A 26,272-nucleotide genomic window follows, 5' to 3' on the forward strand; every position below is an offset into this window, starting at 1 on the left:
ATGAAGAAGGTTGGAATGCCAACATTCTTTTATTGAATTATTTCCATTTCATGGCGTGTTGACATGCATAGACCCTCGTCTTCACTATTTTATACTCGTTAATTTTATGAAAACTGTATGTGATAATAATTGTTATTTCGCTTATTGTCTCACTAATAAAATTTTTTTAATATTACACATAATTTTCCCTAGAAAATATGGATCGACAATCATGTTCTAAAATTGGGAAAATATTTCTACAGTAACGTGTGTAAATCTTTTATCAATATTGCTTTTTTCTTCTATAAGAAGGTCACGCATCACACATATAGTTGAGGTTATGCCAACATTCACACGCGAAGAAATTGAGCATCTGGGCGTTCTATCCCAGATTGCGCTTAGCGACGAAGAAATCAGTCGCTTGCAAGGCGAATTAAACGTCATTGCAGAATCTATTAACAAAGTGCAGGAAGTTGCTGGCGAAGATGTGCCACCTACTGCAAATCCAGTACCTCTTGAAGCGTATTTGCGCCCAGACGAGCCTGCTACGCCATTGACTCAAGAAGAAGCGCTTTCTGGCGCTCCTAGAAGTGAGTCTGGCATGTTTGTAGCACCTCGAATTTTGGGGGAGGAATAAACATGACTAATACTCAAGATTTAGTAAAGCTTTCTGCTGCCGATATGGCAAAAGCTGTAAAAGCTAAAGAAGTTTCTAGCCGCGAGCTTGTTGAAGCTCACTTGGCAGTAATCGAAGCAGCCGAGCCAGAAATCAAAGCATTCTTGCATGTTTCTGCAGATGTTGCACTTGAACAAGCAGATGCTTTTGATAAAAAGAACGCTAATGGCGAAGCCGAAGGCTTACCTGAGCTTGCAGGCGTTCCAATTGCCATTAAAGACATGATTGTTACTAAGGGCATTCCTACTACTGCAGCATCTAAGATTCTTGAAGGCTGGGTTCCGCCTTACGATGCTACTGTTATTGAAAAGCTCAAAGCAGCTGGCATGCCAATTCTCGGCAAGACTAATTTGGATGAGTTTGCTCAAGGTTCTTCTACAGAACATTCTGCTTATCAAACTACTTGCAATCCTTGGGATACTGAGCGTGTTCCTGGTGGTTCCGGCGGCGGTTCAGCTGCAGCTGTTGCTGCATTCGAGGCTCCTATTGCTTTGGGTACAGATACAGGTGGCTCTATTCGTCAGCCAGGTGCTTTAACTGGTACAGTCGGCGCAAAGCCAACTTATGGCGGTGTTAGCCGTTTTGGTGCAATCGCTATGGCAAGTTCCTTGGATCAGATTGGACCTGTTTCTCGTACCGTTCTTGACTCTGCACTTTTGCAAGAGATTATTGGCGGCAACGATAGGCGCGATTCCACTTCGATTCCAGCTCCTGTTCCTCCAATGGCTCAGGCTGCGCGCGAGGGCGCTCGCCGAGATTTGAAGGGCGTAAAAGTTGGTCTTGTTAAGGAGCTTAGTGGCGATGGCTTCCAGCCAGGCGTTGAAGCTCGCTTTAATGAGGCTGTGCAGCTGCTTAAGGATATGGGTGCAGAGGTTACGGAAGTTTCCTGCCCTCACTTCCCTTACTCGCTGGCTGCTTACTACATTATTATGCCTTCCGAAGTTAGCTCTAATTTGGCTCGCTACGACGGCATGCGCTACGGTTTGCGCGTAATGCCACCAGCAGATAAGCCTCAAACTGCTGCAAACATGATGGCTGCAACTCGCGAAGCTGGCTTTGGCGACGAAGTAAAGCGCCGTATTATTCTTGGCACTTACGCACTTTCCGCTGGCTACTACGACGCTTGGTATGGCTCTGCACAAAAGGTTCGTACGCTTATTATTCGCGACTTTGAAGAAGCGTTTAATAAGGTAGATGTTCTAGTCTCCCCAACAAGCCCTACAACGGCATTCAAGTTTGGTGAGAAGATGAACGATCCACTCTCTATGTACATGAACGATATTGCTACGATTCCTGCAAACATGGCTGGCGTTCCAGCTTTGAGCCTCCCAGCTGGCTTGAGCGATGATGGCTTGCCTGTTGGCATTCAGATTATTGCTCCGCAATGCCATGATGAAAAGATGTACAAGCCTGCAGCAGCGTTGGAAGCAGCGCTCGAAGAAAAGTGGAGCGGCCCAATCTGGAAGTCGCTTAAAGCTGGTTGGCTCGATTCATTGGCTAAGTAAAGTGAAATAAAGCTTAAATAAGAAGGATTCTCATGGCTGAAAAACTTATGAAATACGCCGATGCTGTGGAGCAGTTTGACCCAGTTTTCGGCTTGGAAACTCACGTTGAGCTTAGCACGCGCACAAAGCTGTTTTGCCCAGCAGAAGTATCTTTTGGTGGCGAGCCAAATACTCAGCTAACTCCTGTAAGCCTTGGTTTGCCAGGCTCTTTGCCAGTTGTAAACAAGACTGCAGTTGATTACGCGATTAAGCTCGGTTTGGCATTGCATTGCGAGATTGCTGAGTGGAGCCAATTTGCTCGTAAAAACTACTTCTACCCAGATATGCCTCGCGATTATCAGATTTCCCAGTACGATAAGCCTACTAATGGCAATGGTTACTTGGATGTTGAGCTGGAAGATGGCACTGTGTTCCGAGTTCCGATTGAGCGCGCTCACATTGAGGATGATGCTGGTAAGAATACTCACGTTGGCGGCGCTGACGGTCGTATTGAAGGCGCAAATCATTCTTTGGTTGATTACAATCGCGCAGGCGTTCCTTTAATCGAGATTGTAACTAAGCCAATCGAAGGTGCTGGCAGCCGCGCTCCAGAAATCGCAGGCGCATACATGCGCGCTATTCGCGATATTGTTCGCGCTCTCAACATCTCCCATGCTCGTATGGAGCAGGGCAATATGCGCGCAGACGTAAACGTTTCGCTCCGCAGAAAGCCAACCGATTCATTCGGTACGCGCTCGGAAACTAAGAATGTGAACACATTCCGCGGAATCGAAAAGACGCTTCAATACGAAATTCGTCGCCAGGCTGCTATTTTGAGCGAAGGCGGCGAGATTTTGCAGGAGACTCGTCACTGGGATGAGGCAACTCAGACTACTGCTGGCGGCCGAGTAAAGTCGGACGCCGACGATTATCGCTACTTCCCAGACCCAGATTTGGTTATGCTCCACATCACTAAGGAGCATATTGAGCGCATGAAGGCACAAATGCCAGAAATGCCTCGCGAGCGCCGTAACCGTTTGCAAAGCGAATGGGGCATTAGCGATCTTGAAATGCGAGATATTCTTAACGCGGATGCTCTTGATTTGGTTGAAGAAACCGTTAAAGCTGGTGCAAGTGCTGCTGGCGCTAAGAAGTGGTGGCTTGGTGAGCTTGCTCGCGAAGCAAACACTCGTGGCGTAACTTTGGAAGAATTGCCTATTACTCCGCAAGATGTGGCGCAAGTTGAAAAGCTAATTGCAGACGGTAAGCTTAACGATAAGCTCGCTAAGCAAACTGTTGCATGCGTTTTGGCCGGCGAGGGCAAGCCTGATGAAGTTGTTAATAAGCACGGATTCAAGGTTATGAACGATGACGGCGCTTTGGAAGCTGCTGTTGACGCTGCTCTTGCAGCCGATCCTGAAGTTGCAGAAAAGCTTAAGGCAGGCAATATGAAGCCGATGGGCGCGATTATTGGTGCTGTTATGCGCGCAACTAAGGGTCAGGCTGATGCTAAAGCTGTTACTAAGATTGTAATGGCAAAAATCAAGGGCTAGTTTAGATTAGCTTTTACTTTGCACTTTTTGCGCTTTATACTTTGCGTTTTAACTTTGTGTTTTATAGCATTGTATAGGGTGCAAAAAGTGCGATTTTATAACGCGGTTTTTACTAATCGCTGTAGCGCTTTTTGTAAGCTTTTGTAACACGTAAGTCGATTGTACGAAAAAGGTGAATATGCAAGGATTCAATGCTGATTCTACAAGCCACCGCGAGTTGCCAGAAAATATTACAATTCCACCAATACGCGGCGAAATGGCACGTCTTAGGCCAGCAACAATCGAAGATTTGGCGCAACTGGACGCATTGCATGCTTTTGATGGAGCAGCCGTTATAACAGGCAAAGATTCGCAATCGGAGCGCGCCATGGTTCACGCGTGGGTGAATCGTTCGGTGCAATGGTCTTCGGCTGGAAGCACTGAGGCAAAATCTAATCATGATGCCGCCTCTAGCGACGCTCAATCGCGCCCAACAATCGCATGGTCAATTGTGCCAGATTTTATTGATGACTCCGAAAATGCTAATGGCAATATTATTGGAATGATATTTTTGATTGACATTGACGGTTGGTCTAAATCCGCTAGGATCCAGGTGATTCTAGGACGCGACTATAGGGGTCGTGGGTATTCTAGGGATGCAATGCCTAGAGTTATGACTTACGGTTTTGCGCCAAGCGAGGTTGGTCTTGCTTTGCACAGGATTTGGGTTGGCGTTCCTGCAACAAACACGCGCTCACTTTCGGTATATCAGTCGCTTGGATTTATGAAGACGGGAACTGCTCGCGATGCGCTTTGGGATTCTCAAAGCCAAAAGTATCAAGATTTTGTTGTTATGGACACTCTTGTAGACGAGTACGATGCGATTCGCTCGCTAGACGCTTTTGGATTACACGTTATCGAAGATAATCCTGGAGTTTGCGAGGCCCTAAGCGCGCACGAGCATTCGATTGCAATCCCAGTTAAAAATGGCGATTTGCGCAAGTCGCAAGCAACCGAACAAGCCGAGTCTAGTGCTAAGCACACACATGATTCTTCTAAGCGCGCATGGTGGCGTATTATAGGACGAGGCCGCAAGCGTGCTCAAGAAGACGAAGCAGCCGATAAAACTACATCAAATACGTCAATCGCACCAATCACATCAATCACACCAACGGAAGGGAAGCGATGAGCGCCGAAGACCTCGACAATTACGAAACAGACGCCGAACTTGCGTTATACAAGGAATATCGTGACGTTATTAAGCTTTTTACGTACGTTGTAGAAACAGAACGCCGATTCTACTTGGCAAATAAGGTTGATTTTAACGTGCGCTCCGCAGGTCAAGACGTGTACTTTGACGTTCAATTAACAGACGCTTGGGTGTGGGATGTTTACCGACCTTCGCGATTTGTAAAAAACGTTAGAATCGTTACTTTCAAAGACGTAAACGTTGAGGAAGTTCAAAAAACGGATATCGATATTCCAGAATCTATCGCGTGATAAGAGTATGCTAGTAAAGCTTACGTTTAGATTTTAATACATATACGTGCTTGCAATTTTGCGTTTTTGACTTTATAAAGCGGTTTTTAGTTATGGAGGAAAATTGGCTGATACACAATCCCAGAAACAATCTGTAGTGATTATTGGTGGCGGTCCGGCAGGGTTGACGGCAGCTTGGGAGCTTGTAAAAGATGGCGGCTCTAGCCGCTACGATGTGACTGTTCTTGAGGCAACCAGCGAGTTTGGTGGCATTTCTCGCACCGTAAAATACAACGGAAACCGCATGGATATTGGCGGACACCGATTCTTCTCTAAAGACGATCGCATTATGCAATGGTGGCGAGATATGCTGCCTCTTCAGGGCGCTCCTTCTTACGACGATAAGAAGCTTGGCAGGCATCACGATTTAGAGGCTGGAGGCCCAGACCCAGAAGTGGAAGATGAGGTTATGCTTAAGCGTCATCGTGTTTCTAGAATCTTCTGGAATCATCATTTCTTTGACTACCCTATCTCTCTTTCTGCATCCACCTTGCGATCTATGGGCTTTGCTCTTACCATGAAAGTTGGTTTTAGCTACCTTTGGTCCATGATTCACAAGTTGCCAGAAACAAACCTCGAAAACTTCTACATTAATCGCTTTGGCAAAAAGCTGTATTCCATGTTCTTTGAAGGATACACCGAAAAGCTTTGGGGAAGGCATCCAAGCCAGATTTCTGCCGATTGGGGCGCTCAGCGCGTTAAAGGCTTGAGCATTGTTGAAGTTTTGAAGAACGCTATTTCTAAGCTTATGCCTAAAAATAAGGCAAGCCAGAAAGAAGTTGAGACTTCTTTAATTGAGGAATTTTGGTACCCTAAGCTTGGTCCAGGTCAGCTTTGGGAGACTGTTGAACGCCGTTGCCGAGAAAATGGCGCTACTGTTTTAACTGGCTCTAAGGTTGTTGCCATAAAGCAGGCGGACGGCAAGATTTGCAGCGTTGTTGTTGAAAATCAAAATGGCGAACGCAGCGAGCTTCGTGCAGATCAGTTTATTTCGTCTATGCCAATTAAAGATTTGGTTGCGTCTATTGAGCAAGGCGCGCATGGCGATGCAAATGCAGAAGTTCCACAAGACTTGCAAAAAGTTGCGTCTGGCCTTCCTTACCGCGATTTTGTGACTGTTGGCTTGCTTGTTAAGCGCATGCGTTTGCGCAACACTACCGACATTCCAACGCTTGGCAACCCACCTATTGTGCCAGATTGCTGGATTTACGTTCAAGACCCTGGCTACAAGGTTGGACGTTTGCAAATCTTTAACAACTGGAGTCCATACCTTGTTAAGGATGTTGATAATACCGTTTGGATTGGTCTTGAATACTTCTGCAGCGAAGGCGACGATTTTTGGAATATGAGCGACGAAGAGGCTCGCAAAAACGCCATTGACGAGCTGATTCGCATGCAAGTTATTGACAGCGAAGATGACGTTTTAGACGCTCATCGCGAACGCGTTCCAAAGGCCTACCCTGCTTACTTTGACACTTATGCTCAAATGCCTGAGCTTGTTAAGTACTTAGACGGTTTTGGCAACTTGTATTGCGTTGGTAGAAATGGCCAGCACCGCTACAATAACCAGGATCACTCAATGGCAACTGCTATTGAAGCTGTACAAAACATCGATAGTGGTAAGAAGTCTAAAGATAACGTTTGGTCTGTTAATACCGAAAAATCGTATCACGAAAAGAAGTAGCGCTTGTAACGTTTATAACGTCTGCATTGCCACGCGTGTGTTGTGAGTCGTATGAGTGTAGTAGCATACATTTATCAGCGATTAATACACATTGATATGTGTTTGTCGTTATATTCACAACGGATTTTCCGTAATCTTCCACGTAAAGCTCCAAGCAGTCTATCTTGGAGTTAGGGAAAGGCATAACTGTGGCAACAAGCCAAAATCTTGATGATATGAAGCTTTCGGAGCTTAAGGATCTTGCAAAGCAAATGGGTCTGCGCGGTACGTCTACAATGCGCAAGCCAGATTTGGTTGCTACGCTAACTGCTGCGCGCAATGGTGGGGATGCTCCAGCTGGTGTTAGCGTTCATGTTCCTAAAAGCACTTTACGAATAAATCGTGTTTCTCAAAGCGACGACGAAACGCAAAACAATTCATCTTCTTTTGAACTCCGCTCGAGCATTGACACGAATCGCGATTTTAATGATTCTTCTGATTCAAGCGATGCAAATAGTGGGACGCGTAATCGCAATTTTGCGCGCGAAAATCAGACTCATCGATATCGCAAAGAAGGCTCTGCAAATGTTACGAGAGAAGATAACGCTCGTACAAATGCAAGCGTAAACGCTGAGCAAAATAATGGTAGTAATTTTGCTAAAACAGACGAAGTGGATGCTAATTTAGATCAGATTCTTGCCACTTTGCCAAGCGAAAAGTCTTCTGCTCCAAACGCTAACCGCAACTCGGAATCGCGCAGAATGCGTATGTCTACTCGCTCTAGCGAAGAAAATGATTACACTTCTAAAGCAGAAAGATCTGATAGATTCCAGCGCAGAACGCGACGCACTAGAGACGACTACGATTCTAAAGCGGAACGTACTGAACGTGCGGAACGCTCCGAGATTCGTGAAGAGCACGAGATTCACGAGCAAGCTCCACGTCGCGAAGAGCCAAAAGAAGAGCTTGTTCCAGTTGCTGGCATTGTAGATGTGCTTGAATCTTACGCATTTGTGCGTACTTCTGGCTATTTGCCTGGTCCAAATGACGTTTATGTTTCTATGAGCCAAATCAAAAAGTACGGCTTACGCAAGGGAGATGCGGTTCAAGGCTCTATTCGCGCTCCTCGCGAGGGAGATCGCAGGAATCAGCGTCAAAAGTTCGTTCCTTTGCAAAGTGTTGACAGCATTAACGGCATGAGCGTAGAAGAGTCTCAAAATCGCCCACAATTTGCTAAGCTCACACCTTTGTATCCGCATGAACGCTTAAAGCAAGAGACTACGCCAAATCGCATGCTTGGCAGAATCATTGATCTTGTGGCACCTATTGGCAAGGGTCAGCGTGGTTTGATTGTTTCGCCTCCTAAGGCTGGTAAAACAATCACTTTGCAAAATATTGCTAACGCGATTGCTGTTAACAATCCAGAAGTACATTTGATGGTTGTTCTTGTAGACGAACGCCCAGAAGAAGTTACAGACATGGAGCGCACTGTTCAGGGCGAGGTTATTTCTTCTACATTCGACCGCCCAGCATCAGACCACACTACTGTTGCAGAGCTTGCGATTGAGCGTGCTAAGAGGCTTGTAGAGCTTGGCCAAGATGTTGTTGTTCTTCTTGATTCCATGACTCGCCTTGCTCGCGCATACAATATTGCTGCTCCTGCTTCTGGCCGTATTCTTTCTGGCGGCGTAGACGCTCAAGCGCTTTACCCTCCTAAGAAGTTCTTTGGTGCTGCACGAAACATTGAAAATGGCGGCTCTTTGACTATTATTTCTTCTGCTTTGGTGGAAACTGGTTCAAAGATGGATGAAGTTATTTTCGAAGAGTTTAAGGGCACTGGAAACATGGAGCTTCGTTTGAGCCGCGATTTGGCAGATAAGCGACTGTTCCCAGCTGTAGATATCAATTCTTCTGGCACGCGCCGCGAAGAGTTGATTACTCCTGCTCAAGAGTTGCCGATTATTTATCGCTTGAGGCGATTGTTCGGCGGACTGGAGCCAGAACAGGCTTATCAGACTTTGGTTCCGCGCTTAAAGAAGACCGCTTCTAATCGCGATTTTCTTGCGGCTATTGTTCAGCAAGCCAACAATTCCACAAATGGCGGAACAGGCGCAATCGCGTAAAGTTTTCGCGTAAAATAATAATCTAAATTAAATGCCTCTTGATTTAATAATCATGAGGCATTTTTAATAATCTCATGCATAAAACATACAAAAAACATACATAAAAATAGAATGGTCAAAAGTTTATATATGTAAACATGTGTTAAATAATGTGAAAAACCGTGATTTTTTATCTAATTTTGTTCTTTTTCATTAAAAAATACGATACGATTGAAGAGACTGCAGGGGGCGCAGCTAAAGTCGAAGAAGCAAAACAAAGATTTTGGTGGCGCTGTATGAGGATGGAGATCGCATGACGGGAAACTCTCATAGGATTGAAAATAATATTCCTTCTGGCTTAGAAACCAGCGCGAGCACAGTTGCTCCGATCGATTCTACGGATGCAATTATTGTAGATATTCTTGAGCACGATGGCCGTGCAACATTAACCAAGCTAGCCAAAGCTTCTGGACTGTCTGTTTCCGCTGTGCAATCCAGAGTTCAAAAGCTCGAGCGCAAAGGAATCATAACTGGATATCGCGCTTTGATTGACTACGAGCGCAGAGGCTTGCCAGTAAGCGCATTCGTGGCGGTTACGCCTCTTGATTTTGAGCAAGAAGCTTCCGTTCCAACCAAGTTGAAAGACATTGACGGCATTGAAGCGTGCTATTCGATTACTGGAAGCCCAAGCTTTATGCTTGTTGTTCGCGTTGCAACTCCTAGCAAGCTAGAAGAACTAATCAACACAATTCATCGTGTTGTTCCAGTTAGCACAGAAACAACAATGGTTTTGCAAACTTATTTTGACTAAAAATAGCATGTTCAACTTTTCTAAAGAGTCGATTGACGCACGCGAATATTTTGATGAATCGCATTGCAACGATTGCAGCGATTATAGTGATTGCAACGATTCAATGAATGAGATTTTTGCGCTGCGTCAGTCGATTGACAATATTGACAATGCAATTGTTTCGCTTCTAGCAGAGCGCTTTAAAGTTACGGAAAAAGTCGGAGAAATAAAAGCTCGCGCAAATCTTGCTACAGAAGATAAGTCTAGGGAAAATCGCCAGGCGAATCGACTTAAAAAAATTGCTGAAGAATCTGGATTAAAAGAAGAAATCGCGCTAGAGTATCTACATTTTGTTGTAGCTGCCGCAAAAAAGCGTCATCAAGAAATCAAAAATAATCAAAAATAGTAACAAATCTAGCAAAATCTGAAAAATATGCGCGCTTAGAGTCATAATAAAAATATGACTATTGCAACCGTTGAACGTTACGCACAAATGCTTGATGCAGCCAGCAAAGGCGGATACGCCTACCCTGCGATTAACGTTACTAGCACACAGACCTTAAACGCAGCACTACAAGGATTTGCCGAAGCACAAAGCGACGGAATTATTCAAGTGTCTGTTGGAGGATCCGCATATTTTTCTGGCCAGTGCGTAAATAATCGCGTTGTTGGATCAATCGCATTTGCGCAATTCGCGCATCAAGTTGCTGCACAATACCCAAACATTACGGTTGCATTGCACACAGATCATTGTGCAGAAGCCTATTTAGACGATTGGATTAGGCCACTTTTAGCTTATGAAGCAGATCAAGTTGCGAACGGCAAAGAGCCGATTTTCCAGTCGCATATGTGGGATGGATCCACAGTTAAACTTGAGCACAATCTAGACATTGCAGAAGAATTGCTAGAAGAGTCAAATAAAGCGCGCACGATTCTAGAGATTGAAATCGGCGCAGTTGGCGGCGAAGAAGACGGCCACAGAGCAGATATTGACGAAAAGCTGTACTCCACTCCCCAAGACGCTATGCGCGTTGTTGAGCGATTAGGTTTAGAGGACTGCGCAAAATACATGGCAGCTTTTACGTTTGGAAACGTTCATGGAGCATACAAGCCGGGCGTTGTTAAGCTTAGGCCGCAGTTATTAGACAACATTCAAAGCGCTGTATACAACAAGTACAAGCTTGATTTGTGCAATCGCAAGTTTGGCGTGCCAACAAAACCATTCTTGCTAGTGTTCCATGGCGGATCTGGCTCTACAGCAGAAGAAATTGCGCAAGCTGTAAAATATGGCGTTGTAAAAATGAATATTGACACAGATACGCAATACGCTTTTACGCGCGCAATCGCCGACCACATGTTCCACAACTACGACTCGGTTCTTAAAATCGACGGCGAAGTTGGTGCCAAGAAACTTTACGACCCAAGGTCTTGGGGCAAAGAGGCAGAAAAAGCAATGGCTCAGCGTGTTGTTGAAGCATGCGTGCAGCTTGGGTCTGCTGGAAAAGCTTTAAAATAGCTTTAGAACAGCTCTAAAATAGCGCAATCGCAAATATTATTAGGCGTTATTTGGCATTATTCGGTATTGGCTTTGCGATAATCTTAACACGTAGGAATTGTGTTTATTTGGGCAACGTTAGCTCAAAAATGGAGGTTCAGCATGCCTGGAATTGTGCTTATTGGCGCTCAATGGGGTGACGAAGGCAAAGGTAAAGCAACTGATTTAATTGGTTCTAAGGTAGATATTGTTGCACGTTTTAATGGCGGCAATAATGCTGGCCACACTGTTGTTGTAGGAAACGAATCTTACGCATTGCACTTACTTCCTAGCGGCATAATCAGCCCAAACGTAACTCCCGTTATTGGAAACGGCGTTGTTGTAGACCCAGAGGTTCTTTTTGAAGAGATTGACGCGCTAGAATCACGCGGCGTTGACTGCTCGAAGCTGCTTGTTAGCGAGTCTGCGCATGTTATTACGCCTTATCATCGCGTAATCGATAAAGTTACGGAGCGATTCCTTGGAAAGCACAAGATTGGCACAACGGGTCGCGGAATTGGACCGACTTATGCCGATAAGATTAATCGCGTTGGAATTCGCGTACACGATTTGTTTAACGCGGATCATTTGCGAGATAAAGTAGAAGCCAGCTTGCATCAAAAGAATCAAATGCTTGTTAAGCTCTACAACCAGCACCCAATTGATATTGATGCCGTTACAAGCCAGCTCGTAGAACTTGGAAAGCGCTTAAAGCCATACGTTGCCGACACTTCGCTTGTGCTAAACCAGGCAATGGAAAATGGTAAAACCGTGCTTTTTGAAGGCGGCCAGGCAACTATGCTAGACGTTGACCACGGAACATACCCATTTGTAACGTCTTCTAATCCTACAGCTGGAGGCGCTTGCACGGGTACGGGCGTTGGTCCTACTCGCATTAATCGCGTAATCGGTGTTGCTAAGGCTTATATTACGCGCGTTGGCGAAGGCCCATTCCCTACAGAGCTTTTGGACGAAAGCGGCGATTGGCTGCGCGAGCAGGGTCACGAATATGGCGTAACTACTGGTCGCCCTCGCCGATGCGGATGGTTTGACTCTGTTGTTAGCCGTTATGCTACTCGCGTAAATGGCCTAACTGATATTGTTCTTACAAAGCTAGATGTTTTGACTGGCTTAAAAGAGATTCCCGTTTGCGTAGCTTACGATGTAACTTTAACTGACGGAAGCGTTGAGCGTGTGGACGAGATGCCAGTAGATCAGTCTTTGTTTGCTAGCGCTAAGCCAATTTACGAGATGCTTCCAGGCTGGAGCGAAGATATCTCTAAAGTGCACAAGTTTGAAGACTTGCCTGCAAACACTCAAAGCTACGTAAAGCGCTTGGAAGAACTTTCCCATTGCCGTGTTTCTGCAATTGGCACTGGCCCTCAGCGCGACCACATTATTAGCGTTCATTCGTTGATCGATTAATGCTATTAATGCTGACTAAATAGTTGACTAAATACATATTAAATGCGATTTAAGGCGGCTAAAAATATGAGTGTTCCGAGAAAAAATCGCCCAGATTTGCCTAAAAAGCGCCAGCATAAATCACTTGGATTAAAAATCTATTTTGTTGTTTTTATTGGCGGATTGCTTGGCGCTTTTGTGCGTAGTGAAATAGGCGTTTTTACGTACGGCATGCATTGGGATTCGGGATATTCTATGCTTTTTAGCCGCTTTACTTTTGCAACTCTTTTATCTAACGTTTTAGCATGTTTTATTCTTGCTTTAGTAAGTTCGCTTGTAGCAAATAGATTGCGCAGCAAAAATAAAGACTTAATAAAATACGGCTTTTGCACAGGATTTTGCGGCGGACTTTCAACAATGTCTACTTTTGCCTTTGAGGGCGCGCATTCCGCATTTACTGCAATGAACATTGTAGAAGTAATTGCCATTATGGCGTTGTCTATGGTTCTTGGCGTTTTAGCAGTGCTTGTTGGGAGTCTAATTGGAGATAAAATTTTTGCTTTTAAAGGCAATGGCAGCGTAAAAAATGCTGGTGATGCAAACGCCATCAATAAAATAGACGCTAACAGGGGCGGTGCAAAATGATGTCTTACGCATACGTTCTTTTTTGGCTGCCTCTTGTTTTTGCGGGACTTGGCGCCGTTCTTCGTTGCGCAATATCTGACGCAATCGGGCGCGTTTATAACCATGATTTTCCAATCGCGACTTTGCTAATCAACGCTTTTGCGTCTTTTATAATGGGCTTAGTTGTATTTTTAAGTTCTTCGATTATATACGATTTAACTTTTGCTTCGACTATTATCTACACGTGCGCATTGGGATTTTTAGGCGGATTTTCAACGTTTTCAACCGCAATCTTAGAAATCGTAAGCCTGTTTAAGCTAAAGAAAATCAAGCTTGGACTATGTCTTTTTATTAGCGAACTAATAGTGCCATTCTTGTGCGCATTTATTGCATACGCTGGACCGTGTTTTGTAATGTTTTTACTTCTAAAGTCTTAGTTTTTAATTTTATTAATTGACGTATTTTATTTATTAATTAATGTATTTTATTAATTAACGTTTATTGTGTTATTAAAATGTTAAAATGCTTTGTGTATTTGTTTGCGATTTGATTTAAGAATAGGTTTATTGTGACTTTAAAGAACGTAGGCGGTTTTATACGCGACTTTTTGCGCGACTTTTCGGATCGCATTCTTAAAACACTTAAGCATCTTAGATGGAAGATGGTTCTTGCAGGCGTAGTTGTTGGCCTTGTTTCGGGAGCGCTTGTAGCAACTTATAGACTTGGGATTGAGTACGGAACCGATTTTGCGCGATGGATGTATGCGCGAATGCTGCAAAACATGCTTTGGATTGCGCCTTGCGTGATTTTTGCGATTGTTGCTGGATTCTTTATTGGCTGGATGAGTCGCAAAGAAAGCATGGCGTCTGGAAGCGGCATTCCACAAGTTGTTGGATACGTTCAGCGCGGTCTAAAAATGTGTTGGAACACTATTTTGCCTGTTCGATTTGTAGGCGGATTGTTGGGTTCGCTATTTGGCTTATCTCTTGGGCGCGAAGGCCCTTCGATTCAAATCGGAGCTTGCGGCGCGCAAATGATGTCTCGCATTTTTAGAAAAGGCAATAAAAACGATACGCAAGAACACTATGTTGTAACCGCTGGAGCTGCAGCTGGCTTATCTGCAGCATTTAGCGCTCCACTTTCTGGGCTTATGTTTGCTATGGAAGAAGTTCAACACGGATTGTCTTCTACAGTTCTTATGGGAGCTGCTGCTGCATCTATTTGCGCGGACTTTGTGTCTCAAACATGCTTTGGACTTCGACCTGTTTTAGACTTTGGAAGGATTCCAGACTTACCAATGACACTTCATTTTTGGCTGATTCCGCTTGGCATTTTTGCGGGACTTATTGGCTCTTTAATGAATAGATCCTTACTTGGATTGCAAACGATGTATAAATATTTGCCAAAGTGGGCTCCTGTATCTATAGCATGCTTAATCGCGATTCCTGTTGGCTTATATTTGCCAGAAGTTCTTGGCGGAGGCTCGAATCTTGTTAAGCTCTCTGAATATGGAAAAGCAAGCATAGCGCTTCTGTGCATTCTGTTTGTTGCAAAAATGCTATTTACTTCTACAAGCTTTGGGTGCGGAGCGCCTGGCGGAATTTTTATGCCAATTCTTGCTGTTGGAGCGCTAGCAGGCGGCGTTGCTGCGCGCGCAATAATAAGCATTCCGATTCTTGGCATTGACGCAAAGCTAATGCCAATTTTTACAGTGTGTGTTATGGCTGGCACGCTTTCGGCTTCTGTAAAAGCTCCGCTCACTTCGATTTTGCTAACTGTAGAAATGTCGGGAACAATGATTCACACTCTTCCAGTTGCTGCATCTGCTTTTATTGCGCTTCTTGTATCCGATATTTTGCACACTAAGCCAATCTATGGCGAACTTCTGGAAAGGTACATGGCTTCCAATCCAAAACTCGTGCGCTAATATGCTTATACGCTTATACAAAAATACGCTAAAACAGCAATGTGGATAACTTTTTGGCGGATTTGCAACGTTTATTGAGCCTTTAACCACATTCTTACAAAAGTATTGCTTATTTATTTTGTATGCGATTCAATAGCTGCATGAGCAATATGAGTATTGATAATTACGATGCGCCTTCGTGCGCCGCTAGGGTACTTAACACATACCCTCCGCAGGCGAGTGCGCTTAAAAACGCCATTAATCAGTCTAACAATGTTAACGACTCAACTGTTATTGCATCTTTTAATCGCAGTTGTGAACTGGCTGAAAATCCTACGTTTAACAAAGATTTTGGCGTTATAAGCAATCGTGTTCTTCAAGACGATCGCAATAATAGTGTTGCTCAAAAAACTACTGGAAGCTTGAACTACTCGCTAAAGCCTTTTCCAAAAAATGTTGTAATTGGTTCTGCAGCAAATAGCGGAATTGGCTTAAGCACTACTCTTGCACTTCTTGCAAGCAATATTGCTAGTAAAAAATACGTTGTAGCTTTAATCGATGCAGATATTTCTAATGGCGGTTTAGATGTTTTACTTGGATTGGAGCAAGACGAAGGCAGAAGATTGCAAGAGGTTCAAGCTCCTTTAGGAAGACTAGACGGTTACGTTTTGCGTTGCGAGCTTTTGCATTGGAACAATGTGGATATTCTGGCCTACTCACCTTGGAAAAATCAGGAGCCTAAGCCATGGGTTATTGAGGCCGCAATTAGAGGTCTTGCTAAAGCTTGCGACGTTGTGATTGTAGATATTGGATCTGGATTTTCGGCAAGAAGGCTTTTACAAAGTCTTCCAACTCTAGCGAATGTTCCAACAATTTTTGCATCGGAGCTTAGCGTTTTAGGTTTAGCTCGATTGCGAGCGCATCTAAAAAATCTAGAGTTGGATCATAAAAATTACGCGGAAAATCTAACTTATATTGTTGCAGGCTTAAATCCACGCGGACTTTCTAACAGATTTTGCCCAGTAGAGATTACAGAAGCTTGTGATTATTTACTTTGCAATGTAGAAGGCCCAATTGGTCACGATTCTAAGATGTACGAAGACATAATTGGTGGGTATGGGATTAGAAGCATACCAAAATGCGCGCAAAGTGCGGTAGAAAAAATCACCATATGGCTGCTTGGCGACTCGCGCAAATCGGGTTTAATGGCATCTAGCACGCAAGGTGATTCTTCTTATGCGTTTGGCAGATTTTCAAAAATAGTTGGTGGTAGGCATGGCTTTACAAGATATTGATTTTGGAATTTTGCAAGATATTGCAGATAATCCAAATGTAACGGATATTGTTGTTACAGACGAGGGAAGAGTTTGGGCAGACTTTGGACTTGGGCTTAATGAATACAATCCAAGAATCCCGTTTGATAATCCCAGTGTTTTGCGCGAATATGCCGTCTGGCTTTGTGCTCAATTGGGTAAACGATTAGACGACGCATGCCCAATTGCAGACGCTTCTAGTCCACTTGGTGTGCGAATTCACGCGCTTATTGCACCGATAGTTTTGAGCGGAGCTGCCATTTCTATTCGCTTCCCTGCACTAAAACACTACTGTTTAACGGAGCTTAGTAGCAAAGGCATGTTTCCAATTGAACTATCTAGAATTCTTTATTTACTTGTTGAAAGTCGCGCAAATATTTTGATTACAGGTAGCACAGGTTCGGGAAAAACAACACTTATGAAGGCTCTGTTAGCTTCTTGTAATCCAAAAGACAGAATAGTTACTGTTGAAGAAACTAGGGAATTGGGATGCGTTTCTAACGATTACGTTTCTTTAGCAACAAGAGAGGCAAACGTTGAAGGCGCAGGATGCATTGATTTACAAGAGCTTGTAAAAGCCACTTTGCGAATGCGGCCAGACAGAATCATTTTGGGAGAATGCAGAGGAAAAGAAATCGCTGATTTATTGCGCGTTTTTACGTGCGGACACAAAGGCGGAATGACGACTTTGCACGCAGATAAAGTGCAAAAAGTTCCAGCACGATTAATGGCACTTGGTCTGCTCGCAGGGCTGGAGCCAATGGCACTTTGCGCTCTTGCTGCAGACGCATTCGACGTTGTTATTCACGTCGAGCGCGTAAACGGGATACGCGTTGTAAAGGAGCTTGGAGTTTTAAGATCTAATGATTCTGGCGCACTAGAAGGCGTTCCTGTTTTAAGAGTTAAAGACACGCAAATAGAGGCCACTTTAGCATGGAAAGAGTTTTCGTCTAAATGGCATTTGCCACTAAATTCGCAAATAGTTTTAAGAGCTTAACAAGCAAAAAGCAAAACGGGCAAAAATAAGGCAAACTAACAAGCAAACTAACAAGCAAAATAAGCTAACAAAGGATTTAACATGAGTATTGAAGAGTCGCTAGCATCTCTTGTTGCATCATTAAAATCGGGAGCTTCGTTTGAGTCAATTATTGGCGTATGCTCAGATTGCAATGCTAATGGCAATGCGCGCAAAGCATACAACAAGCAAATAAATGCAGAATCCATATTACAGTGGTTTGATTCTAGACTAAGCGAAAGCACAATCACGTCTAGTTTAGATAGCTCTTTCAAAAACGCGAAGAATACAAAGAATACAAAAAATTATAAAAATGCCAAAAAACAAAAAGACATTCGTAAAATAGCGCAATCTCTTATGAGTGTATACAAATTAAGTAATTCGATTGGCTGCCCAATGGCAGATTGCGTTCAATCTGTTGCGGATTCTTATTATGCAAACAAAAGGGTTGATGATTTAAGCGCGGAAGTTTTTGCAATGCCAAAAGCCACTATTAAGTTGCTTATTGCACTGCCATTTTTGTCTCTTTTAACTGGTCAGCTTTTGGGAGCAAACCCAATACTAATGATTTTTACAAACTACAAGGGCTATACGCTTTTAGGCGTTGGAATGGCATTTTACGCGGTTGGAGTTATTTGGGTTGCGCGCATCCTTAAAAATTCTAGAAACGCAATGCAATCTGCTTCTTTTAATGGCAATTAAAACGCAATCAAAACAGCAATAAAAAAATAATCTAAGAAGTATTTTTAGTCAAAACTTAATGCAGTAAAGGAGGATAAATGCTAAGAGCAATTATTATTTGGCTTATTTTAGTTGCATACATAATTATTTTGTGCAAACTTTTTTCTAAGCAAATGGCATCTAGCTCACTCTATGAGCGCGCCGTTAAACCGAGCGTTTTTATGCAAAACACTTATGATTTTAGACAAAACATACTAAGCGATATAGATCCGATTCTTGGTTTGCAAATGATAATAGTTGCACTAAAAAGTGGTGTTGCAATAACTAGAGCACTAGACGTAGTTGGTTGTTCTTTGCCTGCATCAAAAGGAATTTGGCTAAGTCGCGTTTCTAAGGCGCTTATTTCGGGCAGCACTTGGAGAGAAGCTTGGAGTGAGCCACATGTTTGCTTTAGTAAAAAAGATAAGAACGCTTACACGTCTTTGATTTTGAGCACATGGCTAAAAAATTCTTTGCGTGAATCTTGGATTTACGGAAGCTCCCCCGTACCAGTACTTAACGCCGTTTTGCAAAACTACGAGCAATCAATGAAGAATGTTGCAAAAAAAGAAAGTTCTAAACTTTCTGTACGACTTCTTTTACCAGTTGGATTGTGCTTTTTGCCAGCGTTTATTTTTGTTGGCATTTTGCCAACAGTTGCATCATTTATGCACTAGCTGCAAATCGAAGTGAAAAATCGCAGTGAAAACGATTTTATATAAAAAGTCGCATATAAAAGTCTTAAAAATGGCACTTAAAAATTTGTATCCAAACTGGGTACATAAATAAAAAATAAACAATAAATAAAAGAAAGGAAGGTAAGTAACATGAAAACAATTGCTAAAGCATTTTCAAAACTTTGTTGCAAGTTTACAACAAACGCAAACAAAGGATTGATTAAAGCAGAACAGGCGTGCAATAGTATGCAAAACCGCTTGGATAACAGTCTAAAGAAACTAGACGAAGGAGCGGTTACTGCAGAATATGCGGTTGTTCTTATAGCTGCTACAGCTTTTGCAACAGTTCTTATTGCTATTGCTAAGTCGGAAGCTGTGCACACAGCTATTAGCGAACTTGTTAAAAGAGCTTTGCACGTTAGCTAATGTACAGAAGAATATACGCGTGAAACATTGCGTGAAACATTCTAAGCTCTTGTTGATATTTAACAAGATTTGATGAGATTAAACGAGATTCAGTTAAACAAGATTCAGTTAAACAAGATTAAAGAAATGCTAAAGAACTAAGCATAAACACTAATAATGGAGATTCACTAATGCGAAAGAAATGAGAAAAATGAAGAATTATATATTTTTGAATATTTTCAACAAAAGGAATGCAAAAAATACAAGCATAAATAGTTACAAGCAAACTAAAAGCACTAAATTCACTAAAGATACTAAAAATGTTAAAGATGCTAAAGATTTAGGTGCAGTAACCGCAGAATTTGCGATTATTCTACCTACAGTTGCGATTCTTGCTATAGTGTTAATTTTTGTAGGCAAATCAGTAGTAAATACAATGAATTGCAACGATGCAGCAGGCCAAGTTGCCTACTACATTGCATCAACACACGATTCTAAAGAAGCTCAAAATATAGTGCATAAAGTATCTGGAAAAAATAGTTCTGTAAAAGTCGAATATGTTGAAAATATGGCAGATATTGTTGTTAGTTGCCCAGTTGTGCCAGACCCGCTGAAGATTTTGCCAATGCAAGTAGAAGCGCGCATTAGTCAGGTTTTAATATGAATCAAAAAAGAGCTAAGCGATTAATAACGCAATGCTTAGAAGCTAAACATTTGCACGGAGCGGATTGCGGATCTGGAACTATGCTTGGCATAGGATTAGTAACCGCAATCTGCTCTATTCTGGTTCTTTGTGCGGTTATTGGAACGATTCTTGTTTCAAAACATCGCGCCTACGCGTTAGCAAATGCAGCGGCAATATCGGGAGCAGTTGCTATACAAAACATGCACGGAGACGCTTGCAAAATCGCGCAAAACACGGCTACAGCAAACAATGCAAAAATTGAGTCTTGTGTGGAAAAAGATAACGATGTATCGCTAAAATTAAGCGTTCCTTTACACGTTCCAATGGCCTCTAGAATAACAGTAAGCGCTAAAGCGGGTTTAGTGGATTGTAGCGAGTGAACCATAATGTAACATGTAGTAGAGTGCGCATCGTTAGCATGTCAGTACTTAGATGATTAAAATGGAACAGATGATTTGCTTAAACAGTAAGCGGATTTAAGTTAATATCTAGTTGGCGGTAGGTTATAGTTATGGCACTTGCGTTGTATCGAAGATATAGACCAGACACTTTTGAAGGTGTTATTGGTCAAAATCAGGTTACGATTCCGCTTATTAGAGCACTTGATCAAGGCAAAATTACGCACGCGTATCTGTTTTCTGGACCGCGCGGATGTGGAAAAACAAGTTCGGCACGAATTTTAGCGCGATGCATTAATTGTGAACAAGGGCCAACTTCTAAGCCGTGCGGAAAATGCCAAAGCTGTAAAGATCTTGCAACAGGCGGCCCAGGTTCTATAGACGTTGTAGAAATAGACGCAGCAAGTCACAACGGCGTTGACGACGCTAGAGAATTACGCGAGCGTGCAGGATTCGCACCAGCAAGAGATAGATATAAGATTTTTATTTTAGACGAAGCTCATATGGTAACTCCTCAAGGCTTTAACGCTTTGCTTAAGATTGTGGAAGAGCCGCCTGAGCACGTTATGTTTATTTTTGCTACAACTGAGCCAGATAAGGTGATTGGAACAATTCGTTCTAGAACTCACCACTACCCGTTTAGACTAGTTCCGCCAGAAGTAATGGGGCCGTATTTAGAGAGTATTTGCCAAAAAGAAGGCATTAAAGCACAAAAAGGCGTTCTTCGACTTGCCATGCGCGCAGGCGGCGGCTCCATGCGAGACACGCTTTCTGTGTTAGATCAATTGATGATTGGCTCCGTAGATGGCGTTATATCGCTAGATTCTGCGGTTGCTCTTCTTGGATTTACGCCTTCTAACTTAATCGGAGATGTTGTTGACGCTCTTATTGAAAAAGACGGAGCAAAACTTTACGAAACTGTGCAAAAGGTTATTGTTGGAGGCTTCGATAGTCGCAAGTTTGTAGAAGATTTGCTTGGTCGCTTGCGCGATTTGTTACTATTGGCTTCTGCTGGAGTAGATAGTGCTAAAAACTTGCTTGGGGATTTATCGCCAGAAGACATGCAAGTTTTGCAACGTCAATCAAGTCAGCTCACTTTGCGAAGCTTGTCTAGAATGGCAGAAATCGTAAATAATGCTTTTTCAGGAATGGCAAATGCTGTTTCGCCTAGAATGAATCTTGAAATTCTTGTTGCACGCTTACTTTGCACTAGAACGGATTCGAGCGAAAACATTCAAACACAAGTTTATGCAAAAAATGTTGAAGCGCCAAAAGCGAACGTAAAGCATTTTATTGGGTCGGCTGCGGCAAATGCGATTGAAACTGCAGAAACAGCTGCAAAGTGGCCAGAACAGCCAGAAAACGCAAACGCTAGCACAAATGCAAATGCAAGCGCAACTACAAGCGCGCCTCAAATTTTAGACGTTGACGAAGCTTGGAACAATCTTGTTAAAAGTCTTCCAAGCGATGTTCGCGAATACGTAGAAATAAATCACGTTCCAAAAGTTAGATTAGACGAAAGCAATCCGCTAAAAAGAAAGCTTGTTTTAACATTTGATGAGCCTATAAGTCAGCATGCTTTTGCTCTTGCTCTTTGCACGACTGCTCCTTACGATGGCAAAAAAGTGCCAGTTGTTGTTATGAGCAAAGTAAAAGACGTTTTTGGTAAAGATGTTTCAATCGCGCCTGATTCTGTTGCGGAAAATGGACAAAAAGTTGAGTCTGTAGCAAAAATGGATCCGCAAAAGCTTGCGCAAGTTAAGCGCGAATTACTTATGCGCAAAGCTGGAATTGTAAAAGGATTTGGCAAAAACACAAGCGAGAAAAGCGAGTTAAATGCTGATAGCCCTTTAGGCGGTGATAACCCTTTAGATAATTCTTTAGATGATCATTTAGATAACCCTTTAGATGATCATTTAGACGCATCACAAGATGACGCTTGGGCTAGTATGGCTTCCGCTCCAATGGGAGACGCAATTGCACCTGCGCGAGCGCAAAATAAAACGCAGTCGCAAGATAAAACTCAGCAATCGCAAGCACTGCATAGTCAGCAAGAAAAGCAAGCAATAAAGCCAGTTAACAGTGCGCAAAACGTGCAAGAAACGCAAGAATCTTATCAATCGCAAGAATCATTGCAAGAACAAGCTCCGTCGCAAGAGTCGTCGCAAGAGTCGTCACAAGCACAAACTCATTCTGCAGAGGGCATAAATGGCGCTCAAGAAGACGAATGCTCAATGCAAGACGAGTCTTTAGAATCCGCTACAAATTTGAGCATAGACGACTTGGAAAAAATGTTTGAAGTCAAATCTGTAAAAGAATTCGGCGCAAGCGACCCAAATAATCCTAAAAACGCGCATGCTCGTAAAAGAAAGCAAGAGGAATAAATGCATAATGTGTCATCGTACGAAGGCGCAATCGGCAGAGTTATAGACGCATTTTCTAGCCTTCCTGGAATCGGCCCAAAAGGCGCACAACGAATTGCATTTTACATACTTTCGTCTTCTAACGCGCAAGCGCAAGAACTAATCAACTCGATTAACGACTTAAAAGAAAACGTGCGATTTTGCGAAATTTGCGGTAACGTGTGCGAACAAAGCCCTTGCGTTGTTTGCTTAGACCCTAGAAGAGATCACACAAAAATATGCGTTGTAGAAGAGCCAAAAGACATTATGAGCATTGAGCGCACGCACGAGTACGCAGGCGTTTACCACGTTTTAGGCGGAGCGATTAATCCAATGGCAAACGTGGGACCTGCAGACTTAAAAATAACGCAACTACTTGAGCGCTTAAAAGACGCGCAAATAAAAGAGGTTATTTTAGCGCTAGATCCAAATATAGAAGGCGAAGCAACAGTTACGTATTTAGCACGACTGCTTGAGCCGCTTGATATAAAGGTGACTAGGCTTGCAAGCGGATTGCCAGTTGGTGGAGACCTTGAGTATGCAGACGAAGTGACTCTTGGGCGCGCTTTTGCAGGAAGGCAAGATGTTTAGAGATTGCACGCGGAAATTGCACGCGGAAAAGTCGCAAGCAGCCGCTAGCCAGAATGCACGCCACTAATATATTGCAAAATAAAAATAAATAGAGCACGCTTGGTAATCTGATTTTGTAGTCTGATTTTAGATTAGTTCTTCTAACGCGCGTGCTTTAGAAGCATACGGCTGAACATAAGGGGTTAGAGTGGCTCTTATAGTGCAGAAATACGGCGGTTCGTCTGTAGAAGACACGGACGCAATTCAACGCGTAGCAAAAAGGATTCTCGATACAAAAGCTGCTGGAAACGACGTTGCGGTTGTTGTTTCTGCTATGGGAGACACAACAGACAATCTGATTGACCAAGCAATGAGCGTAAATGCGCATCCGCCTGCACGAGAGATGGATATGCTTATGACTGCAGGAGAGCGCATTTCTATGAGCCTTCTAGCAATGGCGATTCACGCGCAAGGCTCGCACGCATACTCTTTTACAGGCTCGCAAGCTGGTTTTATGACGGACGCGCAATTTGGAGCGGCGCATATTCGCGCTGTTAAGCCAGATCGCGTTCAGCACGCGCTTAAAAAAGGCAGTGTTGCTATTGTTGCAGGATTCCAAGGAATTAGCGAGATTGGCGACGACACAACGCTTGGGCGAGGCGGCTCAGATACTTCGGCAGTGGCGCTGGCTGTAGCTTTGGGTGCGGATATTTGCGAGATTTACACAGACGTTGATGGCGTTTTTACAGCAGACCCTAGAATTGTTCCAACAGCAAAGCGAATCCCCGTTATTGACTACGATTCAATGCTAGAAATGTCGTCTTGCGGATCGCGCGTTTTGGCTTTGCGATGCGTTGAATATGCGCAACGATTTAGCATGCCATTGCACGTTCGAAGCTCTTTTTCGCACAGAAATGGCACTTTGGTTGTTCCTAATGGCGTAGATCCAAAGAGCCTGCCAAATCTAAGTTAATTATTTATTAAAAGATATAGGCATAAAACACAAAATAAGACGGTAAATAATACAAAGTAAATAAGAAAAGACAATAGACATAGGCAATAGACAGAAGGCGGCAAAATGGCAAATAAAATAGCAAATGTAGATATTCGTTCAACAATGGGCGATTTATTCCCAGACTTAGGCCCAGAGACCCCTGTGATTTCTGGCGTTGCGCACGATAGAAGCGAGTCTATGATTACTCTTCGAGGCGTTCCCGATAAGCCTGGAAACGCTGCAAAAGTATTTACAACTCTTGCTGCTGCAGACGTTAACATAGACATGATTGCCCAGGCAAGCGCATCCACAGAGACGGCAGACATATCTCTTACAGCTCCAAGCTCGGCTTTAGACGCCGTTTGCAAGGTTTTGCAGGGCGCGCGCGGCGAATTGCAATTTACGTCTATGGACGTGGACCCTTCTGTTGGAAAAGTCGCAGTTGTTGGCGTTGGAATGAAAACCTATTCTGGTCTTGCAGCCACCTTCTTTACAGCTCTAAGCGATCACGGAATTAATATTCTTATGATTTCCACATCCGAGATTCGCATTGCGGCGATTGTTCCAGTAAAGCAGCTCGACGAGGCGGTTCGCGCTCTTCACACAGCCTACGGATTAGACGCAAGCAAAGTCGAAGCCGTTGTTTATGGAGGAAGCGGACGCTAATCGCGCGCAAAATCACGCAAAATCACGCTTAAATAATCGCAAAAATCAAAGAAAATCGCAAAATAATCGCAGAATAAGGGAGACAAAATGGCAATTATAAGCAACACGGGCGTAAACCTTGCGGTTTTAGGTGCCACTGGCCAAGTCGGAATGGTTATGCGCCGCGTATTAGACGAGCGCGATTTTCCAATTAAAAACTTGCGATTTTTGGCTTCCGCACACTCTGCTGGAACTGTTTTGAACTATCGCGGCAAAGATGTTGTTGTAGAAGACGTAGAAAAAGCAGATTTAAGCGGAATAGACATTGCGATTTTCTCTGCAGGCGGTGGAACATCCAAAGTGTGGGCGCCGCGATTTGCGGATGCTGGCGCAATAGTAATCGACAACTCTTCTCAATGGCGTATGCATAACGATGTGCCTCTTGTAGTTGCAGAAGTAAATCCGCAAGATTTGAACGATATTCCGCGTGGAATTGTTGCTAATCCAAATTGCACAACAATGGCGTGCATGCCTGTTCTAAAACCGCTTTCTGACGCTTTTGGCTTAAAACGACTTATTGTATCTTCTTACCAGGCGGTTTCGGGAGCTGGCAGAGCTGGCGCGTTGCAACTTATGAACGAAGCGCAAGCGGCTTTAGATCAGGGAGCGGATAAGCTTGTGTTTGATGGAGATGCGATTGATTTTCCGCAGCCAACAAAAGTTGCGCGCACAATCGCATTCAACGTTGTGCCATTTATTGGCGCGATTGTTGATGACGGATCGCAAGAAACCGACGAGGAGCAAAAGCTTCGCAACGAAAGTCGTAAGATTTTGCACTTGCCAAATCTTGCAGCAAGCTGCACATGCGTGCGCGTAGGAGTTTTTACAGGCCACGGAATGAGCATTAATGCCGAATTTAATCGCGATGTAACTCCAGAGATGGCTCGCGATGTGTTGAAATCGGCCGACGGCGTTGCGCTAGACGATATTCCTACTCCTCAGCTTGCTGCAGGAAAGTCCGCAAGCTACGTTGGACGCATTCGCCAAGACCAAGCAGTTGATGGAAAGCGCGGATTAGCAATGTTTATTACAAACGACAATCTTCGCAAAGGCGCTGCGCTTAACGCTGTACAATTGGCGGAAATCGTAGCTAAAAAGCGCGGATTTGCGTATTAATCGAGCTAGGTCGCACTCGCGATTGTAGAAAATTTTACG

26 protein-coding genes are annotated in these 26,272 nt (G+C 43.5%); all 26 read left to right on the forward strand.

Annotated elements, in window-relative coordinates:
- The first annotated feature begins 319 nt into the window (after positions 1 to 319).
- Positions 320 to 616: an Asp-tRNA(Asn)/Glu-tRNA(Gln) amidotransferase subunit GatC gene (gatC, locus tag NYP67_RS00970; protein ID WP_004114131.1), complete on the forward strand. Its 297-nt coding sequence runs from the start codon at positions 320 to 322 to the stop codon at positions 614 to 616.
- 2 nt (positions 617 to 618) lie between these two features.
- Positions 619 to 2,160: an Asp-tRNA(Asn)/Glu-tRNA(Gln) amidotransferase subunit GatA gene (gatA, locus tag NYP67_RS00975; protein WP_004574820.1), complete on the forward strand. Its 1,542-nt coding sequence runs from the start codon at positions 619 to 621 to the stop codon at positions 2,158 to 2,160.
- 32 nt (positions 2,161 to 2,192) lie between these two features.
- Positions 2,193 to 3,692 (forward strand): Asp-tRNA(Asn)/Glu-tRNA(Gln) amidotransferase subunit GatB, encoded by a 1,500-nt coding sequence (gene gatB / locus NYP67_RS00980; RefSeq protein ID WP_016795486.1) that lies wholly within the window; start codon positions 2,193 to 2,195, stop codon positions 3,690 to 3,692.
- A 178-nt stretch (positions 3,693 to 3,870) separates the two neighbouring features.
- A complete protein-coding gene (locus NYP67_RS00985; protein ID WP_248901432.1) occupies positions 3,871 to 4,860 on the forward strand; it encodes a GNAT family N-acetyltransferase in 990 nt (329 codons plus the stop codon).
- Positions 4,857 to 5,171 carry a DUF2469 domain-containing protein gene (locus tag NYP67_RS00990; protein WP_004105898.1) on the forward strand — a complete coding sequence of 105 codons (315 nt, stop codon included), beginning with the start codon at positions 4,857 to 4,859 and terminating at the stop codon, positions 5,169 to 5,171. The genes NYP67_RS00985 and NYP67_RS00990 overlap by 4 nt, the downstream gene beginning before the upstream one ends.
- A gap of 103 nt (positions 5,172 to 5,274) precedes the next feature.
- Positions 5,275 to 6,894, forward strand: coding sequence for an NAD(P)/FAD-dependent oxidoreductase (locus NYP67_RS00995; RefSeq protein ID WP_473411089.1), 1,620 nt, complete (start codon positions 5,275 to 5,277; stop codon positions 6,892 to 6,894).
- Positions 6,895 to 7,082: 188 nt separating this feature from the next.
- Complete coding sequence (gene rho, locus NYP67_RS01000) at positions 7,083 to 8,996, forward strand: transcription termination factor Rho (RefSeq protein WP_032819478.1); 1,914 nt, start codon at positions 7,083 to 7,085, stop codon at positions 8,994 to 8,996.
- 292 nt (positions 8,997 to 9,288) lie between these two features.
- Positions 9,289 to 9,786 (forward strand): Lrp/AsnC family transcriptional regulator, encoded by a 498-nt coding sequence (locus NYP67_RS01005; RefSeq protein WP_004132301.1) that lies wholly within the window; start codon positions 9,289 to 9,291, stop codon positions 9,784 to 9,786.
- 7 nt (positions 9,787 to 9,793) lie between these two features.
- Complete coding sequence (locus NYP67_RS01010; RefSeq protein WP_102704890.1) at positions 9,794 to 10,171, forward strand: chorismate mutase; 378 nt, start codon at positions 9,794 to 9,796, stop codon at positions 10,169 to 10,171.
- A 54-nt stretch (positions 10,172 to 10,225) separates the two neighbouring features.
- A complete protein-coding gene (fbaA, locus tag NYP67_RS01015; protein ID WP_415680883.1) occupies positions 10,226 to 11,281 on the forward strand; it encodes a class II fructose-bisphosphate aldolase in 1,056 nt (351 codons plus the stop codon).
- 141 nt (positions 11,282 to 11,422) lie between these two features.
- On the forward strand, positions 11,423 to 12,724 hold the full coding sequence (locus NYP67_RS01020) for an adenylosuccinate synthase (RefSeq protein WP_115761458.1): 1,302 nt from the start codon (positions 11,423 to 11,425) through the stop codon (positions 12,722 to 12,724).
- A 66-nt stretch (positions 12,725 to 12,790) separates the two neighbouring features.
- Positions 12,791 to 13,348 carry a fluoride efflux transporter FluC gene (locus NYP67_RS01025; protein WP_115761457.1) on the forward strand — a complete coding sequence of 186 codons (558 nt, stop codon included), beginning with the start codon at positions 12,791 to 12,793 and terminating at the stop codon, positions 13,346 to 13,348.
- Entirely contained in the window at positions 13,345 to 13,764 is a 420-nt protein-coding gene (locus NYP67_RS01030) for a fluoride efflux transporter FluC (protein WP_020757983.1), read from the forward strand. Before NYP67_RS01025 ends, NYP67_RS01030 begins: the two co-directional genes overlap by 4 nt.
- A 131-nt stretch (positions 13,765 to 13,895) precedes the next feature.
- The gene (locus NYP67_RS01035; protein WP_421778672.1) at positions 13,896 to 15,254 is read left to right on the forward strand and encodes a ClC family H(+)/Cl(-) exchange transporter; all 1,359 of its coding nucleotides are present in this window, start codon (positions 13,896 to 13,898) and stop codon (positions 15,252 to 15,254) included.
- A gap of 140 nt (positions 15,255 to 15,394) precedes the next feature.
- Positions 15,395 to 16,528: a CpaE/TadZ family protein gene (locus NYP67_RS01040; RefSeq protein WP_018632991.1), complete on the forward strand. Its 1,134-nt coding sequence runs from the start codon at positions 15,395 to 15,397 to the stop codon at positions 16,526 to 16,528.
- Entirely contained in the window at positions 16,509 to 17,543 is a 1,035-nt protein-coding gene (locus NYP67_RS01045) for a CpaF family protein (RefSeq protein ID WP_004131070.1), read from the forward strand. Before NYP67_RS01040 ends, NYP67_RS01045 begins: the two co-directional genes overlap by 20 nt.
- An 81-nt stretch (positions 17,544 to 17,624) precedes the next feature.
- Positions 17,625 to 18,263 (forward strand): type II secretion system F family protein, encoded by a 639-nt coding sequence (locus NYP67_RS01050; protein WP_004131072.1) that lies wholly within the window; start codon positions 17,625 to 17,627, stop codon positions 18,261 to 18,263.
- A 77-nt stretch (positions 18,264 to 18,340) separates the two neighbouring features.
- Complete coding sequence (locus tag NYP67_RS01055; RefSeq protein ID WP_004132314.1) at positions 18,341 to 18,958, forward strand: type II secretion system F family protein; 618 nt, start codon at positions 18,341 to 18,343, stop codon at positions 18,956 to 18,958.
- A gap of 150 nt (positions 18,959 to 19,108) precedes the next feature.
- Positions 19,109 to 19,384 (forward strand): DUF4244 domain-containing protein, encoded by a 276-nt coding sequence (locus NYP67_RS01060; RefSeq protein ID WP_115761453.1) that lies wholly within the window; start codon positions 19,109 to 19,111, stop codon positions 19,382 to 19,384.
- A gap of 181 nt (positions 19,385 to 19,565) precedes the next feature.
- On the forward strand, positions 19,566 to 20,027 hold the full coding sequence (locus NYP67_RS01065) for a TadE family protein (protein WP_396230268.1): 462 nt from the start codon (positions 19,566 to 19,568) through the stop codon (positions 20,025 to 20,027).
- Positions 20,024 to 20,428, forward strand: a complete 405-nt coding sequence (locus NYP67_RS01070) for an Rv3654c family TadE-like protein (RefSeq protein WP_004132318.1) — start codon at positions 20,024 to 20,026, stop codon at positions 20,426 to 20,428. Before NYP67_RS01065 ends, NYP67_RS01070 begins: the two co-directional genes overlap by 4 nt.
- A gap of 131 nt (positions 20,429 to 20,559) precedes the next feature.
- Entirely contained in the window at positions 20,560 to 22,830 is a 2,271-nt protein-coding gene (gene dnaX / locus NYP67_RS01075) for a DNA polymerase III subunit gamma/tau (RefSeq protein WP_473411090.1), read from the forward strand.
- The gene (recR, locus tag NYP67_RS01080) at positions 22,831 to 23,439 is read left to right on the forward strand and encodes a recombination mediator RecR (protein WP_018632978.1); all 609 of its coding nucleotides are present in this window, start codon (positions 22,831 to 22,833) and stop codon (positions 23,437 to 23,439) included.
- Between the two features lie 187 nt (positions 23,440 to 23,626).
- Positions 23,627 to 24,391 carry an aspartate kinase gene (locus NYP67_RS01085; protein ID WP_004131083.1) on the forward strand — a complete coding sequence of 255 codons (765 nt, stop codon included), beginning with the start codon at positions 23,627 to 23,629 and terminating at the stop codon, positions 24,389 to 24,391.
- 105 nt (positions 24,392 to 24,496) lie between these two features.
- A complete protein-coding gene (locus NYP67_RS01090; RefSeq protein WP_004132324.1) occupies positions 24,497 to 25,078 on the forward strand; it encodes an ACT domain-containing protein in 582 nt (193 codons plus the stop codon).
- 87 nt (positions 25,079 to 25,165) lie between these two features.
- Complete coding sequence (locus NYP67_RS01095) at positions 25,166 to 26,233, forward strand: aspartate-semialdehyde dehydrogenase (protein WP_473411091.1); 1,068 nt, start codon at positions 25,166 to 25,168, stop codon at positions 26,231 to 26,233.
- The last annotated feature ends 39 nt before the right edge of the window (positions 26,234 to 26,272 follow it).

Source organism: Gardnerella sp. c23Ub_4 (genome assembly GCF_055804115.1).

Excerpts from the sequence above, each read along its gene's own strand:
- gatC (WP_004114131.1), top strand. The coding sequence starts at position 320 with ATGCCAACATTCACACGCGAAGAAATTGAGCATCTGGGCGTTCTATCC.
- gatA (WP_004574820.1), top strand. The coding sequence starts at position 619 with ATGACTAATACTCAAGATTTAGTAAAGCTTTCTGCTGCCGATATGGCA.
- gatB (WP_016795486.1), top strand. The coding sequence starts at position 2,193 with ATGGCTGAAAAACTTATGAAATACGCCGATGCTGTGGAGCAGTTTGAC.
- NYP67_RS00985 (WP_248901432.1), top strand. The coding sequence starts at position 3,871 with ATGCAAGGATTCAATGCTGATTCTACAAGCCACCGCGAGTTGCCAGAA.
- NYP67_RS00990 (WP_004105898.1), top strand. The coding sequence starts at position 4,857 with ATGAGCGCCGAAGACCTCGACAATTACGAAACAGACGCCGAACTTGCG.
- NYP67_RS01005 (WP_004132301.1), top strand. The coding sequence starts at position 9,289 with ATGACGGGAAACTCTCATAGGATTGAAAATAATATTCCTTCTGGCTTA.
- NYP67_RS01010 (WP_102704890.1), top strand. The coding sequence starts at position 9,794 with ATGTTCAACTTTTCTAAAGAGTCGATTGACGCACGCGAATATTTTGAT.
- fbaA (WP_415680883.1), top strand. The coding sequence starts at position 10,226 with ATGACTATTGCAACCGTTGAACGTTACGCACAAATGCTTGATGCAGCC.
- NYP67_RS01020 (WP_115761458.1), top strand. The coding sequence starts at position 11,423 with ATGCCTGGAATTGTGCTTATTGGCGCTCAATGGGGTGACGAAGGCAAA.
- NYP67_RS01025 (WP_115761457.1), top strand. The coding sequence starts at position 12,791 with ATGAGTGTTCCGAGAAAAAATCGCCCAGATTTGCCTAAAAAGCGCCAG.
- NYP67_RS01030 (WP_020757983.1), top strand. The coding sequence starts at position 13,345 with ATGATGTCTTACGCATACGTTCTTTTTTGGCTGCCTCTTGTTTTTGCG.
- NYP67_RS01040 (WP_018632991.1), top strand. The coding sequence starts at position 15,395 with ATGAGCAATATGAGTATTGATAATTACGATGCGCCTTCGTGCGCCGCT.
- NYP67_RS01045 (WP_004131070.1), top strand. The coding sequence starts at position 16,509 with ATGGCTTTACAAGATATTGATTTTGGAATTTTGCAAGATATTGCAGAT.
- NYP67_RS01050 (WP_004131072.1), top strand. The coding sequence starts at position 17,625 with ATGAGTATTGAAGAGTCGCTAGCATCTCTTGTTGCATCATTAAAATCG.
- NYP67_RS01055 (WP_004132314.1), top strand. The coding sequence starts at position 18,341 with ATGCTAAGAGCAATTATTATTTGGCTTATTTTAGTTGCATACATAATT.
- NYP67_RS01060 (WP_115761453.1), top strand. The coding sequence starts at position 19,109 with ATGAAAACAATTGCTAAAGCATTTTCAAAACTTTGTTGCAAGTTTACA.
- NYP67_RS01065 (WP_396230268.1), top strand. The coding sequence starts at position 19,566 with ATGAGAAAAATGAAGAATTATATATTTTTGAATATTTTCAACAAAAGG.
- NYP67_RS01070 (WP_004132318.1), top strand. The coding sequence starts at position 20,024 with ATGAATCAAAAAAGAGCTAAGCGATTAATAACGCAATGCTTAGAAGCT.
- dnaX (WP_473411090.1), top strand. The coding sequence starts at position 20,560 with ATGGCACTTGCGTTGTATCGAAGATATAGACCAGACACTTTTGAAGGT.
- recR (WP_018632978.1), top strand. The coding sequence starts at position 22,831 with ATGCATAATGTGTCATCGTACGAAGGCGCAATCGGCAGAGTTATAGAC.
- NYP67_RS01090 (WP_004132324.1), top strand. The coding sequence starts at position 24,497 with ATGGCAAATAAAATAGCAAATGTAGATATTCGTTCAACAATGGGCGAT.
- NYP67_RS01095 (WP_473411091.1), top strand. The coding sequence starts at position 25,166 with ATGGCAATTATAAGCAACACGGGCGTAAACCTTGCGGTTTTAGGTGCC.